The following is a 16940-nucleotide window of genomic DNA, read 5'->3' on the forward strand; positions in this document are numbered from 1 at the left end:
GGTCCGGCGGGTGGTCCTGGACAGCGCGTGTCGCGCTGTGGACGTGCCGTCGGACGGCCGGGAGGCGCGGTGCGGGCCCGCCACGGCCCTCCCGTCCGCACGGTGCGTCCCTCGTGAGCTGGTGCGAGGTTCCGTGTTCCGTGCGGCGCTGCAAGCGCGCACCACGCACGGAAGCTCGCACCAGATGGCGGACCCGGCACCGTGCGAGCGTCGCGATCCCGTGCGAGGTTCCGTGTTCCGTGCGGCGCAGCAAGCGCGCACCGCACACACAACCTCGCACCGGATGGCGGACGCGGCACGGTGCGTGGCCGCCGCCGGCCGGGAGGCGCGGTTCGGGCCCGCCACGGGCCTCCCGTCCGCACGGTGCGTCCGTCGCGATCCCGTGCCAGGTTCCGTGTTCCGTGCGGCGCTGCAAGCGCGCACCACGTGCGCAACCTCGCACCGGACGGCGGAGCCCGCACCGTGCCGGCGCGGCCCCGTCAGCCCGCGGGCGCGGCCGTCGCCGACGCGGACGGCTGCAGCGCGGCGCGCACCGCGTCGACGACGGGCTGCGCCCCACCCGGCTCGGTGAACAGCGTCGACTGCGCGGTGATCCAGTACGGGTCGGCAAAGGCGTCCGCGCGGCCGACGTCGCCGCTCAGGGCAAAGTAGCCCTCCACGCGGTAGGTGGGGACAGACCCGCCCCGCTCGTACAGGGCGTCCTTCAGGTTGGTGAGCGACTTCTCAGGCAGGTCGGCGACCGCGAGCGTGATCGCCGTGGCGTCGGCGTCGGTGCTGACGAACCGGCACACGCGACCCTGCTGCTTCGCGATGGTCGCGGCGGGGGAGCCCTTCGCCGGGGTGAAGGAGTCGTCGAGCTCGAAGGTCTGCCCGTACACCGACAGTGCGCTCGTCGGCAGGAGCTCCGCGCAGGTCTGCGACACCGGCTTGCCCGCCGGGGTCGCGCTGGCCGACGGAGTGCTGTCCCCGCCGCCCGAGCACCCGGCGAGCACGACGGCTGCTGCGGTGGTGAGGGTGGCGACGGTGAGCGCCCGGGCACGGCTGCGGGGGGTCATCCCGACATGATGCTGCATCGACCGGTGCGGACCTGGGCGTCCCGGTAGGATCGGTCCTCGTGACTCCTGCCGAACTCTCCGCCGCGTACCTGTCGATCCTGACCGGGATCGTCGAGCGCCGAGGCGCGTCCGAGACCGTGACGATCGAGGAGTCCCACGTGGTGCTCGAGCGTCCGAAGAACCGCGCCCACGGCGACTGGGCCTCGAACGCCGCCATGCAGCTCGCGAAGCGGCTCGGCACGAACCCGCGCGAGCTCGCGACCGAGATCGCCGGTGAGCTGACCGAGCTCGACGGTGTGGACTCCGTCGACGTCGCCGGCCCCGGCTTCATCAACATCACGCTCGAGGCGGCCGCCGCTGGCGAGATCGCGCGCACCATCGTGGACGGCGGCGAGTCCTTCGGCACCGGCGACCTGTACGACGGCGTCCGGATCAACCTGGAGTTCGTCTCCGCCAACCCCACCGGCCCGATCCACATGGGCGGCGTCCGCTGGGCCGCGGTCGGCGACAGCCTGGCCCGCGTGTTCCAGGCGCAGGGCGGACTCGTCACCCGCGAGTACTACTTCAACGACCACGGCGCGCAGATCGACCGCTTCGCCCGCTCCCTCGTCGCCAGCGCACTCGGTGAGCCGACGCCCGAGGACGGCTACGGCGGCGCCTACATCGCCGAGATCGCGGCACGGGTCATCGCGACCCTCGAGCCGGGCATGGACGTCCGCGACCTGCCGCGTGACGAGGCGCAGGAGCTCTTCCGTCGCGAGGGCGTCGACTTCATGTTCGCCGACATCAAGTCGTCACTGCACGACTTCGGCGTCGACTTCGACGTCTACTTCCACGAGAACGCCCTGCACGAGTCGAAGGCCGTCGAGCGTGCCATCGCCCGACTGCGGTCGGCCGGCGTGATGTACGAGGCCGAGGGTGCCGAGTGGCTCCGCACGACCGACTTCGGCGACGACCGCGACCGCGTCGTCATCAAGTCGGACGGCGAGCCCGCGTACATCGCCGGCGACCTGGCGTACTACCTCGACAAGCGCGAGCGCGGGTTCGAGCGGAACCTGATCATGCTCGGCGCCGACCACCACGGCTACGTCGGCCGCATGATGGCGATGTGCGCCGCGTTCGGGGACGAGCCGGGCAAGAACCTCGAGATCCTGATCGGGCAGATGGTCAACCTGCTCAAGGACGGCGAGCCGATGCGCATGTCGAAGCGCAACGGCACCATCGTCACGATGGAGGACCTCGTCGACGCCGTCGGTGTCGACGCCGGCCGCTACGCCCTGGTGCGGTTCGCCAGCGACACCGCGATCGACATCGACCTCGACCTGCTCACGAAGCGCACGAACGACAACCCCGTCTTCTACGTGCAGTACGCCCACGCCCGCACGCAGTCGGTGGCCCGGAACGCCGCGGCGGCCGGGGTCGACCGGTCGGTGTTCGACGCCTCGCTGCTGACCCACGAGTCGGAGAGCGCGCTCCTCGGAGCCCTCGCCGAGTACCCGCGGGTGGTCCGGCACGCCGCCGAACTGCGCGAGCCGCACCGCATCGCGCGGTACATCGAGCAGCTGGCCGGCCTGTACCACCGCTGGTACGACTCCTGCCGTGTCACGCCCCTCGGCGACGAGCCCGTGACCGACCTGCACCGCACGCGCCTGTGGCTGAACGACGCCACCGGCCAGGTCGTCCGGAACGGCCTCGGCCTGCTCGGCGTGTCGGCTCCGTCCCGCATGTAGCGGCACTCCTTCCGCAAAACACCGGTGTTCGCGCACCGAACACCTGCATTCCGCGGTGTCGAGCGCGAACACCGGTGTTTTGCATCCCGGCAGCCGCTGCGCCGGACGCGCACCGGGCCTCCAGGCAGGCTGCCGGGACGGACTGGCAGGGTGGGACGCATGCCCGCAGCCACCGAACGCCCCACCACGCGCCGCCGCTGGCCCGTCGTCCTGCTCGTGGTCGTCGTCGTGCTCGCCGCCCTCGTCGTGATCGCCGAGTTCGTGCTGCGCGGCGTCGTCGACCGGATCATCGCCCAGCAGGTCGAGCAGTCGCTGCCCGACGGCACGACCGGCGAGGTCGACGCCCACGCCGAGGGCATCGTCATCCCGCAGCTCATCAGCGGCACGCTCGACCGCGTCGAGATCTCCTCGGAGAAGCTCACGGTGGACGGCATCCCGCTCGCCGCCGACGTCACCGCGCAGGACGTGCCGGTGGACGGCAAGGGCGACGTCCGTGACGTCGACGGCACGGTCACGCTGGCGTCGTCGAGCGTCAAGGACCTGGCGAAGTACAGCCCGCTGTTCGACCGGCTGAACCTGGTCGACGGCGGGGTGGAACTGACGGGGTCGTCGTCGGTGCTCGGCTACGACATCACCTACGCGGCGAAGGGCGCCGTCGTCGCGCAGGACGACGGCCGTGGCATCTCGATCACCCCGGAGAGCGTCCGGATCACGAACTCCGACCTCGGCCTGAAGGTCGACTCGATCCCGGGCGTCACCGGCGTCCCGGTGCAGGTCTGCACCGCGCAGTTCCTGCCCGAGGCGCTGCGCGTGCGCTCGCTCGACGTGTCGCGGTCGGACGCGACGGTCCGGATCACCGCGGACGCGCTGCCGCTCAACGAGGACGGCCTGCGGACGGTCGGCAGCTGCGGCTGAGCGGACGGGTGCGTAACGCGGCCTGGAGGAACGGCTCGCGTCGGTAGGATCGGGTCCCGTGAGCGAGAACCCCCTTGCACCGCCGCGGCTGCGGTTCCCGACGGACGCCTCCGAACTGGTGGACCGCATCTGGCCCGCGTCCGCGACGCGGACGGACGACGGCACCCTGGCGATCGGCGGCATCAGCGCGACGGACCTGGTCGCGCAGTTCGGCACGCCCCTGTACGTCGTCGACGAGCGTGACGTCCAGTCCCGTGCCGTCCGCGTGCGGAACGCGTTCGCCGAGGCGTTCGAGCGCATCGGCAGCCACGCGCACGTGTACTACGCCGGCAAGGCCTTCCTGACGACGCAGGTCGTCGCGTGGATGGCCGAGGCCGACCTGCGCGTGGACGTCTGCACCGCCGGTGAGCTCGCCGTCGCCCTGGCCGGCGGCATCGACCCCGGCCGGCTCGGCTTCCACGGCAACGACAAGTCCGACGCCGAGATCGCCCGCGCGGTCGAGGTCGGCATCGGCACGATCGTGCTCGACAGTCACGAAGAGGTGCAGCGCGTCGCCCGTGCCGCCTCCGCCGCCGGCGTCGTGCAGCGCGTGCGCATCCGGATCAACACCGGTGTGCACGCGTCCACCCACGAGTACCTGGCGACCGCCCGCGAGGACCAGAAGTTCGGCATCCCGCTGTCCGAGGCCGTCGAGGCCGCGGCAGCCGTCCGCGCCGAGCCCTCGCTCGCCTTCGTCGGCCTGCACTCCCACATCGGTTCGCAGATCTTCGACGACGCCGGCTTCCGCGAGGCCGCACGTCGGCTCATGGACGTGCACGCGACGCTCGTGGCCTCCGGTCCGGTGCCCGAGCTGAACCTCGGCGGCGGCTGGGGCATCGACTACACCGAGGCCGACTCGGCCTTCGCCCCCGAGGACGTCGCCGACGCGCTGGCCACGATCATCGGCGAGGCCTGCGCCGAGCGCGGCATCCCGGTGCCGGACATCGCCGTCGAGCCGGGCCGCTACATCATCGGCCCGCCCGGGGTGACGCTCTACACCGTCGGCACGATCAAGCCGGTCACGCTCGAGACCGAGGACGGCGGCAGCGCGACCCGCACGTACGTCTCGGTCGACGGCGGGATGAGCGACAACATCCGTCCCGCCCTGTACGGCGCCGACTACACGGCCCGGCTCGCCCGCACCTCCGACGCCCCGGCGGTGCTGAGCCGCGTCGTCGGCAAGCACTGCGAGAGCGGCGACGTCGTGGTGAACGACGAGTACCTGCCCGGCGACGTGCAGCGCGGTGACCTGCTCGCCGTCGCGGCCACCGGGGCCTACTGCTGGGCGCTGTCGAGCAACTACAACCACGTGGGCCGCCCGCCGGTCGTCGCCGTCGCGGACGGCGCAGCCCGTATCCTCGTGCGGGGCGAGACGATCGACGACCTCCTCGCCCGTGACACCGGGGTCGCCGCCGTGCCCGCCGACGGCACCGGCCGCTGACCCCCGACCCGACCGGGTCCGCCCACCCCGCAGGGCGCACCCCCACCGACAGGAACCGCTACCAGATGATCGAATACCGCAACGTCCGTGTCGCGCTGCTCGGGGCCGGCTCGGTCGGTTCCCAGGTCGCGCGACTGCTCCTCGAGCACGGCGACGAGCTGGCCTCGCGCGCCGGTGCCGGGCTCGAGCTGGTCGGGATCGCCGTGCGCGACGTGGACGCCAAGCGCGACGTCGACCTGCCGGCGGAGCTCTTCACCACGGACGCGGCATCGCTCATCCTCGGCGCGGACATCGTCGTCGAGCTCATCGGCGGCATCGAGCCGGCACGCACCCTCGTGCTCCAGGCCCTGCAGTCGGGCGCGGACGTCGTCACCGGCAACAAGGCGCTGCTCGCGACCCACGGCCCGGAGCTCTTCGCCGCGGCCGAGCAGGTCGGCGCGCAGCTCTACTACGAGGCCGCCGTGGCCGGGGCGATCCCGATCATCCGTCCGCTGCACGACTCGCTCGCCGGTGACCGCATCGTCCGGATCATGGGCATCGTCAACGGCACCACGAACTTCATCCTCGACCTGATGGACCGCAAGGGTTCCACGTTCGAGGACGCCCTGGCCACCGCGACGGAACTGGGCTACGCCGAGGCCGACCCGACCGCCGACGTCGAGGGCTACGACGCCGCGCAGAAGGCAGCGATCCTGGCCTCGCTGGCGTTCCACACCTCGGTGCCGCTCGCCGCCGTGCACCGCGAGGGCATCACCCACGTCACGATCGACCAGGTCCGCGCCGCCCGCAAGGCCGGCTACGTCGTGAAGATCCTGGCGACCGCCGAGCGGCTCACCGACGAGGACGGCCGCGAGGGTGTCAGCGCCCGCGTCTACCCGGCCCTCGTGCCCGAGTCGCACCCGCTCGCGAGCGTGCACGGTGCGAAGAACGCCGTGTTCGTCGAGGCCGAGGCCGCCGGCGACCTGATGTTCTACGGCGCGGGTGCCGGTGGTGTCGAGACGGCCTCGGCGGTCCTCGGCGACCTGGTCTCCGCGGCCCGTCGGCACGTCATCGGCGGCCCGGGTGTCGCCGAGTCGACGCAGTCCGAGCTGCCGGTGTTCCCGATCGGCACCGTCCGCACGAGCTACCAGATCACCCTGCACGTCACGGACGCCCCCGGCGTGCTGTCGACGGTCGCCGGCGTGCTCGCGAAGCACGGCGTCAGCGTCGAGACGGTCGAACAGACCACCACCGGCGCAGCCGAGGGGACCGCGACGCTCGTCATCGGCACCCACCTGGCGCGCGAGGCCGACCTGGCCGACACCGTCGTCGCCCTCCGCGGCGAGGACGTCGTCCTGGACATCACCAGCGTCCTGCGCGTCGTCGGTCGCTGACGCGACCACGGGCCTCCAGGCCGACCAGCCGGCCCACCCAGCCGCACCACCACCAGATCCACCCCACCGGACAGAGAGAGAAGCCTGATGGCCCACCAGTGGCAGGGAGTCCTGCGCGAGTACGCCGACCGACTCGACGTGACCGAGGCGACGCCCATCGTCACGCTCGGTGAGGGCGGCACGCCGCTCATCCCGGCTCGTCGGCTCTCCGAGCGCACCGGCGCCGAGGTCTACGTGAAGTTCGAGGGCATGAACCCGACGGGTTCGTTCAAGGACCGCGGCATGACGATGGCGATCTCGAAGGCCGTCGAGCACGGCGCGAAGGCCGTCATCTGCGCCTCGACCGGCAACACCAGCGCCTCGGCCGCCGCGTACGCCACGCACGCCGGCATCACCGCCGCGGTGCTCGTACCCGAGGGCAAGATCGCCATGGGCAAGCTCAGCCAGGCCGTCGCCCACGACGCCCAGCTGCTGCAGGTGCAGGGCAACTTCGACGACTGCCTCGACATCGCCCGCGACCTGGCGGCGAACTACCCCGTGCACCTCGTCAACTCCGTCAACAACGACCGCATCGAGGGGCAGAAGACCGCCGCGTTCGAGGTCGTCGACGTCCTCGGTGACGCACCGGACTTCCACTTCCTGCCCGTCGGCAACGCGGGCAACTACACCGCGTACTCGCGCGGCTACCGCGAGGACGTCGCCGCCGGCCGCAGCACCAAGCTGCCCCGCATGTTCGGGTTCCAGGCCGCCGGTTCCGCCCCGATCGTGCACGGCGAGGTCGTCCGGCACCCCGACACCATCGCCTCGGCGATCCGCATCGGCAACCCGGCCTCGTGGCAGTTCGCGCTCGAGGCGCGGGAGGAGACCGACGGCTACTTCGGTGCCATCACCGACGAGGCCATCCTCGCGGCACACCGCATCCTGTCGGCCGAGGTCGGCGTCTTCGTCGAGCCCGCATCGGCCATCGGTGTCGCCGGGCTCCTCGAGCGTGCCGACGCCGGTGTCGTGCCGAAGGGCGCGAAGGTCGTCATCACGGTCACGGGCCACGGCCTGAAGGACCCGCAGTGGGCCCTCCGCACGCCGGACGGCGGCGAGGTCACCCCGACGAGCGTGCCGGTCGACACGAAGTCGATCGCCGACGTGCTCGGTCTGGTCAGCGAGCAGTGATCTCCGACCGCTCGTCCGGACCGGGTGAGGGCATGACCGCCCGCAGTGCTGTACCGGCCGGACGGGCGGTCCGTGCGCTGCCGACCGGGTCGGCGGTCCGCGTCCGGGTACCGGCCACGTCGGCGAACCTCGGCCCCGGCTTCGACTCGCTCGGCCTCGCGCTCTCGCTCTACGACGAGGTCGTGGTGCGCGTGCGCTCCGAACCCGGCGCGACCGTCACGGTCGAGGGCGTCGGTGCCGGTGAGGTCGCCACGGACGACACGAACCTCGTCGTCCGTGCGGTCCGCCGTGGTCTGGAGCACGCCGGTGTCGACCAGCCCGGTCTCGAGCTGCACGCCACGAACGCGATCCCGCACGGCCGCGGTCTCGGTTCCTCCGCCGCGGCGATCGTCGCCGGGCTGATGGCGGCCCGTGGGCTCCTCGAGGGCATCGTCGACCTGGACGCCTCGACGCTCCTGACCCTGGCCACCGAGATGGAGGGCCACCCGGACAACGTCGCGCCGGCACTCTTCGGCGGGCTGACGATCGCGTGGATGACCGCCGAGGGCCCGGCCTACAAGCGGCTCCTGGTGCACCGCGGTGTCGCCCCGGTGGTGTTCGTGCCGACCTCGACGCTCTCGACCAAGCTCGCGCGCTCCCTGCAGCCCGAGCAGGTCCCGCACGCCGACGCCGCGTTCAACGTCTCCCGTTCGGCGCTGCTCGTGGCGGCACTCATCCAGAGCCCCGAACTGCTGCTCGCTGCGACCGAGGACCGTCTGCACCAGGCGTACCGCGCCAGCGCCATGCCCGAGACCGACGCCCTGATCCGGTTGCTCCGACAGCACGGCCTCGCCGCGGTGGTCTCCGGTGCCGGGCCGAGCCTGCTCGTCCTCGGCAGCGACCCGGCGCAGCGCCTGACCGCCGCCGAACTGGTGCAGCGACACGCCGAATCCGACTGGCGGCCGCTCATGCTGGCCGTCGATCTCGGTGGTGCTACAGTGGCAGCGCACTCGGCGCTCGAAGCCGAACCCGCGTAACCGTACGGATCGCTCGTCCTCAGGACAGCTCCTGCGACGTCGCAGGGTCCGGTGCGCGAGTGTGCATCTCTTTCTGATCACCGAATCCCGATCCGTCGTCTGAACGGCGGTCGATGCTCACCCTGCATCCGGGACGGTGGAAACTCTCCGCGTTCTGCGGTTCGAAAGGAAACACCGACCTTGACCGACAACAACTCCGCCCAGGTGGAGATCCCCAGCGATCTGCGTGCCCTCCGTCTCCCGGAGCTCCAGCGCATCGCCTCCTCGCTCGGCATCACCGGGCTCTCCAAGCTCCGCAAGGGCGACCTGATCGCCTCCATCGAGGACAAGCGTCCCGTCGACGAGACGCCGGCCGCCCCGGCCGCCGCCGTCGCCGAGACCCCCGCCGAGCCGGCCGCCACCGAGCAGCCGACCCTGCCGGAGCCCGCCGAGACCCCCGCGCAGCCCGCTGCCGAGGCACCCGTCGCCGACCCCGAGGCACCCGCCGAGTCGGCAGCCCCGAGCCGTGCCCGTCGTTCGCGCCGCGCGTCGTCCGGTGGCACCGTGAACGCCGCGCCGACCTCGGCCGCCGAGCACACCAACCACGGCCAGACCGGCACCGAGGACCTCCTCGCCGGGCTCGACCAGGTCCGCGCCGAGAAGGACGCCCAGGAAGCCGCGCAGTCCGGCTCCCAGCGCCGTGGCCGTGGCCAGCGGAACGCCGAGCAGCGTGGCACCGAGCAGCGTGGCACCGAGCAGCGTGGCGCCGAGCAGCGCGCCGCCGACCAGGGCCAGCAGGCGTCGGCACCCGCCGAGGCCGAGCAGCCGAGCCAGGCGGGCCAGCAGGGCCAGCAGGCTCCGACGTCCGCCGTCCAGGCCGACCAGGACCAGAACGAGTCCGGCGACCAGGGCGACCAGAACTCCGAGCAGGGCGAGGGCGGCTCGCGTCGCGGTCGTCGCAGCCGTGGTCGCGGTCGTGGCCGTGGCCAGAACGCCGAGAACGGCGAGCAGCAGAACGGCGCCGAGCAGCAGAACGGCGGCCAGAACGGCGGCCAGAACGCCGGCCAGCAGAAGCAGAACGGTGCCGACCAGCAGAACGGTGGCCAGCAGAAGCAGAACGGCGGCGAGCAGCAGAACGGTCAGCAGAACGGCGGCCAGAAGCAGAACGACCAGCCGAAGCAGGCCGAGGCCAAGCAGGACGACAAGGCCGACCAGAAGCAGCAGCAGAACGCCGGTCAGCAGAAGCAGCAGACGAGCGGCCAGCAGAAGCAGCAGCAGCAACAGCACGCCGACGAGGCCGAGAGCGGCCGCAGCCGTCGCCAGCGCGACCGCAAGCGCGGCCGTGGCGGCCAGAACGACGACTTCGAGCCCGAGGTCACCGAGGACGACGTCCTGATCCCGATCGCGGGCATCCTCGACGTCCTCGACAACTACGCGTTCGTCCGCACCACCGGGTACCTGCCGGGCCCGAGCGACGTCTACGTCTCCCTCGGCCAGGTGAAGAAGTACCACCTGCGCAAGGGCGACGCCGTCGTCGGTTCGATCAAGCAGCCGCGTGACGGCGAGCAGCAGAGCCGCCAGAAGTACAACGCGCTCGTCGCCGTCGAGTCGATCAACGGCCAGTCCGCCGACGAGGCCGCGGCCCGTGTCGACTTCAACGACCTCACCCCGCTGTACCCGAACGAGCGCCTGCGCCTCGAGACGGAGCCGGGCAAGCTGTCGACCCGCATCATCGACCTCGTGTCGCCGATCGGCAAGGGCCAGCGCGGTCTCATCGTGTCCCCGCCGAAGGCCGGCAAGACCGTCGTGCTGCAGGCCATCGCGAACGCCGTCGCCAAGAACAACCCCGAGGCGCACCTGATGGTCGTCCTCGTCGACGAGCGGCCCGAAGAGGTCACCGACATGCAGCGCACGGTGAAGGGCGAGGTCATCGCCTCGACCTTCGACCGTCCCGCCGAGGACCACACCACCGTCGCCGAGCTCGCCATCGAGCGTGCGAAGCGCCTGGTGGAGCTGGGCCACGACGTCGTGCTGCTGCTCGACTCGATCACCCGCCTGGGCCGTGCGTACAACCTGTCGACCCCGCCGTCGGGCCGCGTGCTCTCCGGTGGCGTCGACTCGGCGGCGCTCTACCCGCCGAAGCGCTTCTTCGGTGCCGCGCGCAACATCGAGGACGGCGGCTCGCTGACCATCCTCGCGACCGCGCTCGTCGAGACCGGCTCCAAGATGGACGAGGTCATCTTCGAGGAGTTCAAGGGCACCGGCAACATGGAGCTCCGCCTGAACCGTCACCTCGCCGACAAGCGGATCTTCCCCGCCGTCGACGTGAACGCCTCGGGCACCCGTCGCGAGGAGCAGCTGCTCTCCGCCGACGAGGTCAAGATCACCTGGCGTCTGCGCCGGGCCCTCGCCGGGCTCGACCCGCAGCAGGCCCTCGAGATCGTGCTGCGGAACCTCAAGGAGACGCAGTCGAACGTCGAGTTCCTGGTGCAGGTGCAGAAGTCGGTCCCCTCGACCGGCGCCCACCACAACGGCCACCAGGAGTAACGCGTGTTCGAGTCGGTAGCGGGGCTGCTGGCGGAACACGAGGACCTGACACAGCAGCTGTCGGACCCCGCGCTCCACGCCGATGCGGCCCGGGCGAAGAAGGTGAACCGGCGGTACGCCGAGCTCAACCAGATCAAGTCCGCGTACGAGGCCTGGCAGGCGGCGGGGGACGACCTCGCCGCCGCCCAGGAACTCGCCCGTGAAGACGCAGCGTTCGCGGACGAGGTCCCCGGGCTCGAGGAGCAGCTGTCGGAGCGCCAGGAGCGTCTCCGGCGGTTGCTCATCCCGCGCGACCCCGACGACGGCCGTGACGTCATCATGGAGATCAAGGGCGGCGAGGGCGGCGAGGAATCGGCGCTGTTCGCGGCCGACCTCCTGCGCATGTACTCGCACTACGCCGAGACCAAGGGCTGGAAGATCGAGCTCCTCGAGCGCACCGAGTCCGACCTGGGTGGCTACAAGGACGTCCAGGTCGCGATCAAGTCGAACACGACCGATCCGTCCCAGGGCGTCTGGGCGCACCTGAAGTACGAGGGCGGTGTGCACCGCGTCCAGCGTGTGCCGCAGACCGAGTCGCAGGGGCGCATCCACACCTCGACCACCGGCGTGCTGGTGTTCCCCGAGGTGGACGAGCCCGAAGAGGTCCAGATCAACCAGAACGACCTCAAGATCGACGTCTACCGGTCCTCCGGCCCGGGCGGACAATCCGTCAACACGACGGACTCCGCGGTCCGCATCACCCACCTGCCCACGGGCATCACGGTGGCGATGCAGAACGAGAAGTCGCAGCTGCAGAACCGCGAGGCCGGCATGCGCGTGCTCCGCGCACGCATCCTCGCGCGCCAGCAGGAGGAGCTCGACGCGATCGCCTCGGACGCGCGCAAGTCGCAGATCCGCGGGATGGACCGTTCGGAGCGCATCCGCACGTACAACTTCCCGGAGAACCGGATCGCGGACCACCGCACCGGCTACAAGGCGTACGACCTCGACCGTGTGATGAACGGTGCCCTCGAGCCCGTCATCCAGTCCGCCATCCAGGCGGACGAAGAGGCGCGTCTGGCCGCCATCGGCGACCAGGACGCGTGACCTTGGAGGCTGGGCCCACGCCGGCCGGTACCGGGGCGTCGCGGAGCCTGCGGAGCGACGGCCCGGCCGAGCCGGTGGGGAGGATCACCGCCGACACGCCCCTCACGTACGCCGCGGATCGCCTGCTCGAGCAGGCGACCGCGGCGCTCGTCGCCGTCGGCGTGCCGACGCCCCGGGTCGACGCGGAGCTGCTGCTCGCGTGGGCGACCGACACCTCGCGCGGCGCCGTCCAGGCCCGTGCGCTCATCGGCGGCGGCATCGCACCGGAGCACGTCGAGCGCTTCCGGCACGCCGTCGCCCGTCGGGCCACCCGTGAGCCGCTGCAGCACATCACCGGGCAGGCGTACTTCCGCGCGCTCACCCTGGCCGTCGGACCGGGCGTGTTCGTGCCCCGTCCGGAGACCGAGGGCGTCGTGCAGTTCGGCATCGACGCGCTGCGGGCGACCGCGGTCCCCGAGCCGATCGCCGTGGACCTGGGCTCCGGCAGCGGTGCGATCGCGATCGCGATGGACACCGAGGTGCCGAACGCCGTGGTCTACGCCGTCGAGCGGTCCGCCGAGGCCCTGCCCTGGACCCGGCGGAACGTCGACGCCCACGGTGGGACGGTCCGGCTCGTCGAGGGCGACCTCGCCGACGCGCTGCCGGAGCTCGACGGCACCGTGTCCGTCGTCGTGTCGAACCCGCCGTACGTGCCGGACGACGCGATCCCGATCGACCCCGAGGTCCGCGACCACGACCCAGCGATGGCCCTCTACGGCGGGCCGGACGGCCTCGACGCCGTCCGGGCTCTCGCCGAGACGGCCTGGCGGTTGCTCGTGCCCGGGGGAGTCCTGGTCGTCGAGCACGCCGAGCCGCAGGGCGCCGGCGTCCGGGAGGTCCTGGCGCGCCGGGGGTTCCGCACCCCGGAGACGCACGTCGACCTGACGGGGCGCGACCGCACCACCACCGCGACGCGCTAGCCGGAGCCGAGCCGCGCCTCCAGGCCGGTGCCGCGTGGATCCGGGCGTGCCGGGAGAATCCGGGCGTACCTGGTGAGATCGGGCGTACCGGGTCTTTCGGAATGACCAGGTGTGCCCGTTCTTGCTTCCCAGCGCGACCGCGATGGGAAGGAACGGGCGTGGCGGGCGTGGGGCGGGCCTCCCGTCGCTCGGCCATGCGTGCGTGTGCCGGGTGGATCCGGGCGTACCTGGTGGGATCGGGCGTACCGGGTCGTTCGGAATGACCAGGTGTGCCCGTTCCTGCTTTCCAGCGCGACCGCGATGGGAAGAAACGGGCGTGGCGGGCGCTGGGCGGGCCTCCCGTCGCTCGGCCGCGTGCGTGTGCTGGGCGGATCCGGGCGTACCTGGTGGGATCGGGCGTACCGGGTCGTTCGGGATGACCAGGTGTGCCCGTTCCTGCTTTCCAGCGCGACCGCGATGGGAAGGAACGGGCGTGGTGGGCTACGAGACGGGGGAGGCCTCGCGCTGCTGCGCCGCGACGAAGGCGCGGACGTGCTCCCGCAGGTCGGTGTCGTGCTCGACCAGGACCGCGTGGATGCCGACGCTCCGCGCACCCGCGATGTTCTCGGGCATGTCGTCGGCGAAGAAGGTGCGCTCCGCGGGGACGCCGTGGTGGGCGATCGCGCGCTGGAAGACCTCGGGCTCGGGCTTCCGGGCGCCGAAGTTGCTCGAGGTGTCCAGGTGCTCGCCGAAGACCTCGGGCAGGGACGGCGCCCACTCGTGGATCCAGCGGCCGGCGAGCGGACCGTTGTTGGTGAGCAGCCCGACACGCCCGTGCTCGCTCGCGATCCGGACCGCCTCGATGCGCTCGGGCAGCTCGGTCATGGCGGATCCGCGGATCCGGGCCCAGTCGGCCTCGGGGACGTCGCACTCCATCGCACGCTCGAACGCAGCCAGGTACTCGTCGCCGTCGGCGAACCCACCGGCCTCGGCGCGCATCTCGTGACCGCAGTCCCACCAGCGGCGACGGAGCTCCTGGAACTCGTGTCCGGTGAAGTCGGAGAGTGCGGCCATGCGCACCTGCCAGTCGTACCGGACCAGGACGTCGTCCATGTCGAAGAGGAACAGGAGCGGGGGTGCGGGCGTCTCGTTCACGATGTCCACCATTGTGTCGCACTATCATCGTCGAGTCATGGCATCCCGATACGACTGCACCGACTCCGACGGGCTCCTGACCGGGATGCGGCTCGCACGTGCCGCCCTCGGACGCGGAGAGCTCGTCGTGGTCCCCACCGACACCGTCTACGGCCTCGCCGCGGACGCCTTCAGCGCGACGGCCGTGCAGCGGCTGCTCGACGCGAAGGGCCGCACGCGGCAGTCGCCGCCGCCCGTGCTCATCCCCGGTCCGCCCACGCTCGACGCCCTCGCCAGCGAGGTCCCGCAGCCGGTACGCGACCTGGTGGCGGAGTTCTGGCCGGGCGGGCTGACCGTCATCCTGCACGCACAGCCGTCGCTCGACTGGGACCTCGGCGAGACGCGCGGTACGGTCGCGCTGCGGATGCCGGACTCGCGGATCGCCCTCGAGCTCCTGCAGGAGGTCGGGCCCCTCGCGGTCTCGTCCGCGAACTCCACGGGCGACCCGGCCGCGATGGACGTCGACGCCGCTGAGCGCATGCTCGGTGACAGCGTCGCGATCTACCTGGACGGCGGACCCGTCGAGGTGCACGACGGCTTCGAGGCCAGCACCGGCTCGACGATCGTCGACGCCACCGGGCTGTCGGACGGCGGGAAGCTCCGCATCGTCCGGCACGGGGTGATCCCCGACGAGGAGATCGTCCGGGTCGTCGGAGCCGACCTCGTCACATGAAGTACTACCTGCTCGCGGGTGCCATCGCCGCGGTCGTGAGCTTCGTGATGAGCCTGATCGTCTGGAAGCTCGGGCTGAAGTACAAGTGGTACCCGCAGGTCCGCGAGCGGGACGTGCACCGCACCCCGACGCCGCGGCTCGGCGGCATCGCGATGTACATCGGCGTCATCGTCTCGTTGCTCGCGGCCTGGTTCCTGTTCCCGTCGATCGCGGGGACCGACTACTTCCGGCTCGTGTTCTCCGAACCCGGCCGCGTCCTCGCGGTGCTCGGGGGAGCGACCATCATCGTGGTCCTCGGTGTCGCGGACGACATCTGGGACCTCGACTGGATGACGAAGCTCGCCGGGCAGATCATCGCGGCGGGCATCCTCGCCTGGCAGGGCGTCGCGATCGTCTCGCTGCCCATCGGCAACACGCTGGGCGTCGGCTCGTCGTACATGAGCCTGATCTTCACCGTGCTGGCGGTGGTGCTCGTGATGAACGCGGTGAACTTCATCGACGGGCTCGACGGCCTGGTGGCCGGCGTCGCGATCATCGCCGGTGGGGTGTTCTTCCTCTACACGTTCTTCATCAACCGCGTGGTCGTGCAGACCGAGTTCTTCTTCAACCTGCCGTCGCTGCTCACCGCGGTGCTCGTCGGGGCCTGCTTCGGCTTCCTCATCCTGAACTGGCACCCCGCCAAGCTCTTCATGGGCGACGCCGGTGCGCTGCTCGTCGGGTTCCTGATGGCCACGAGCGCGGTCTCGGTCACGGGCAACATCGACCCGGCCGCGGTGCAGACACGCCAGGCGCTGCTGCCGGCGTTCATCCCGATCCTGCTGCCGTTCGCGATCCTGATCGTGCCGATCCTGGACTTCGGTCTCGCGGTCACCCGACGGCTCAGCGCGGGCAAGTCGCCGTTCTCGGCCGACAGGAAGCACCTGCACCACCGCCTGCTCGACATGGGGCACTCGCACTTCCACGCGGTGCTGATCTTCTACGCGTGGACCGCGACCGTCGCCTTCGGGTGCCTGCTGTTCCTCTTCGTGGACTGGTACTGGGTCGTCGTCTTCGTGTCCGTCGGCTTCACCGTCTGCGCCGTCGCGACGTTCGCGCCGCTCGGCCGGAAACGCACCGAGATCGCCGCCCAGACCGCCAACCGTTCCGCCGCCGTGGTGGACGCCAGCCTCGACCCGCTCGACCGGGCCGCCAACGACCGCACGATCCCTGGAGACATCACGTGACCGCACCGAACGCGCTCGACCACGTCCGTCCGGTGTTCCGCCGCATCATCACCTGGGGAGCGGTCCTCGCCGTCGCCCTCGCGGTGGTCGGCGGGCTCATCGGGTTCCTCGTCGCGGACGGCCCGGGGTTGGTCGGGGGACTGCTCGGCGCCGTGCTGAGCGTCGTGTTCCTCGGGCTCACCGCGGTCAGTGTCCTCGTCGCGCTGCGCGTCTCGAAGGGCCAGATGATCTCCGGTGCCTTCTTCGGCATCGTGATGGGCACCTGGCTGCTCAAGTTCATCGTCTTCATCGTGCTGCTGGTCCTGCTCAAGGACCGCGACTGGGTCGACTTCCCGGTGCTGGCGATCGTGATCATCGCGGGGGTCGTCGGCTCCCTGGTGATCGACGTCGTCGCCGTCGCGAAGGCCCGCACCCCGATCGGCGTCCGGCTGCCGGGCGACGGCCTCGACGACTCCGCGGACGCTGGGAACCCGACCCCCCGCGTCTGAGAAGCCGGGAAGCCTCTCGCACCTGATAGGCTTCTCGAAGTCCGCTACCGGAGCCTTTCGCTCGGGGCGGACGAGC

The 16940-nt window shown here is 71.4% G+C and carries 14 protein-coding genes; 12 read left to right on the plus strand and 2 right to left on the minus strand.

Annotated features, from left to right (window positions below; genetic code table 11):
• Nucleotides 1-479: 479 nt before the first annotated feature.
• Nucleotides 480-1055, minus strand: coding sequence for a hypothetical protein (locus tag HP445_RS02965; RefSeq protein WP_128780007.1), 576 nt, complete (start codon nucleotides 1053-1055; stop codon nucleotides 480-482).
• Nucleotides 1056-1114: 59 nt separating this feature from the next.
• Between HP445_RS02965 and argS the strand changes: the two genes are divergently transcribed.
• The 9 genes from argS to prmC all read left to right on the plus strand — a co-directional run bounded on the left by argS (nucleotide 1115) and on the right by prmC (nucleotide 13307).
• Nucleotides 1115-2785: an arginine--tRNA ligase gene (argS, locus tag HP445_RS02970; protein WP_128780006.1), complete on the plus strand. Its 1671-nt coding sequence runs from the start codon at nucleotides 1115-1117 to the stop codon at nucleotides 2783-2785.
• Nucleotides 2786-2944: 159 nt separating this feature from the next.
• A complete protein-coding gene (locus tag HP445_RS02975; RefSeq protein ID WP_128780005.1) occupies nucleotides 2945-3700 on the plus strand; it encodes an LmeA family phospholipid-binding protein in 756 nt (251 codons plus the stop codon).
• A 58-nt stretch (nucleotides 3701-3758) separates the two neighbouring features.
• The gene (lysA, locus tag HP445_RS02980) at nucleotides 3759-5180 is read left to right on the plus strand and encodes a diaminopimelate decarboxylase (RefSeq protein ID WP_128780004.1); all 1422 of its coding nucleotides are present in this window, start codon (nucleotides 3759-3761) and stop codon (nucleotides 5178-5180) included.
• 65 nt (nucleotides 5181-5245) lie between these two features.
• Nucleotides 5246-6553, plus strand: coding sequence for a homoserine dehydrogenase (locus HP445_RS02985; RefSeq protein ID WP_128780003.1), 1308 nt, complete (start codon nucleotides 5246-5248; stop codon nucleotides 6551-6553).
• 87 nt (nucleotides 6554-6640) lie between these two features.
• Nucleotides 6641-7720 carry a threonine synthase gene (gene thrC / locus HP445_RS02990; RefSeq protein ID WP_071404606.1) on the plus strand — a complete coding sequence of 360 codons (1080 nt, stop codon included), beginning with the start codon at nucleotides 6641-6643 and terminating at the stop codon, nucleotides 7718-7720.
• Between the two features lie 32 nt (nucleotides 7721-7752).
• Complete coding sequence (gene thrB, locus HP445_RS02995) at nucleotides 7753-8736, plus strand: homoserine kinase (RefSeq protein WP_175330774.1); 984 nt, start codon at nucleotides 7753-7755, stop codon at nucleotides 8734-8736.
• Between the two features lie 180 nt (nucleotides 8737-8916).
• Nucleotides 8917-11262, plus strand: coding sequence for a transcription termination factor Rho (rho, locus tag HP445_RS03000; RefSeq protein WP_128780002.1), 2346 nt, complete (start codon nucleotides 8917-8919; stop codon nucleotides 11260-11262).
• Between the two features lie 3 nt (nucleotides 11263-11265).
• Nucleotides 11266-12348: a peptide chain release factor 1 gene (gene prfA, locus HP445_RS03005; protein WP_111033766.1), complete on the plus strand. Its 1083-nt coding sequence runs from the start codon at nucleotides 11266-11268 to the stop codon at nucleotides 12346-12348.
• Nucleotides 12349-12431: 83 nt separating this feature from the next.
• Nucleotides 12432-13307, plus strand: a complete 876-nt coding sequence (prmC, locus tag HP445_RS03010; RefSeq protein ID WP_110864066.1) for a peptide chain release factor N(5)-glutamine methyltransferase — start codon at nucleotides 12432-12434, stop codon at nucleotides 13305-13307.
• A 480-nt stretch (nucleotides 13308-13787) separates the two neighbouring features.
• Here the strand turns inward: prmC and HP445_RS19065 are convergent, their stop codons facing one another.
• Nucleotides 13788-14441 carry an HAD family hydrolase gene (locus HP445_RS19065; RefSeq protein WP_164941119.1) on the minus strand — a complete coding sequence of 218 codons (654 nt, stop codon included), beginning with the start codon at nucleotides 14439-14441 and terminating at the stop codon, nucleotides 13788-13790.
• Nucleotides 14442-14478: 37 nt separating this feature from the next.
• Between HP445_RS19065 and HP445_RS03020 the strand changes: the two genes are divergently transcribed.
• Genes HP445_RS03020 through HP445_RS03030 form a run of 3 tightly spaced genes read left to right on the plus strand, consistent with a single transcriptional unit; the run spans nucleotide 14479 to nucleotide 16864 of the window.
• A complete protein-coding gene (locus tag HP445_RS03020; protein WP_128780000.1) occupies nucleotides 14479-15153 on the plus strand; it encodes an L-threonylcarbamoyladenylate synthase in 675 nt (224 codons plus the stop codon).
• The gene (locus HP445_RS03025; RefSeq protein WP_027465783.1) at nucleotides 15150-16376 is read left to right on the plus strand and encodes an MraY family glycosyltransferase; all 1227 of its coding nucleotides are present in this window, start codon (nucleotides 15150-15152) and stop codon (nucleotides 16374-16376) included. The genes HP445_RS03020 and HP445_RS03025 overlap by 4 nt, the downstream gene beginning before the upstream one ends.
• Nucleotides 16373-16864 carry a Cg1360 family ATP-synthase-associated protein gene (locus HP445_RS03030; RefSeq protein WP_217499674.1) on the plus strand — a complete coding sequence of 164 codons (492 nt, stop codon included), beginning with the start codon at nucleotides 16373-16375 and terminating at the stop codon, nucleotides 16862-16864. The genes HP445_RS03025 and HP445_RS03030 overlap by 4 nt, the downstream gene beginning before the upstream one ends.
• The last annotated feature ends 76 nt before the right edge of the window (nucleotides 16865-16940 follow it).

Origin of the sequence: Curtobacterium flaccumfaciens (genome assembly GCF_013359815.1) — a bacterium.
GTDB lineage: Bacteria > Actinomycetota > Actinomycetes > Actinomycetales > Microbacteriaceae > Curtobacterium > Curtobacterium flaccumfaciens.

Coding starts and splice junctions, on each gene's coding strand:
- HP445_RS02965 (WP_128780007.1), bottom strand. CDS start 1,055: ATGACCCCCCGCAGCCGTGCCCGGGCGCTCACCGTCGCCACCCTCACC.
- HP445_RS02975 (WP_128780005.1), top strand. CDS start 2,945: ATGCCCGCAGCCACCGAACGCCCCACCACGCGCCGCCGCTGGCCCGTC.
- HP445_RS02985 (WP_128780003.1), top strand. CDS start 5,246: ATGATCGAATACCGCAACGTCCGTGTCGCGCTGCTCGGGGCCGGCTCG.
- thrC (WP_071404606.1), top strand. CDS start 6,641: ATGGCCCACCAGTGGCAGGGAGTCCTGCGCGAGTACGCCGACCGACTC.
- thrB (WP_175330774.1), top strand. CDS start 7,753: ATGACCGCCCGCAGTGCTGTACCGGCCGGACGGGCGGTCCGTGCGCTG.
- HP445_RS03020 (WP_128780000.1), top strand. CDS start 14,479: ATGGCATCCCGATACGACTGCACCGACTCCGACGGGCTCCTGACCGGG.
- HP445_RS03025 (WP_027465783.1), top strand. CDS start 15,150: ATGAAGTACTACCTGCTCGCGGGTGCCATCGCCGCGGTCGTGAGCTTC.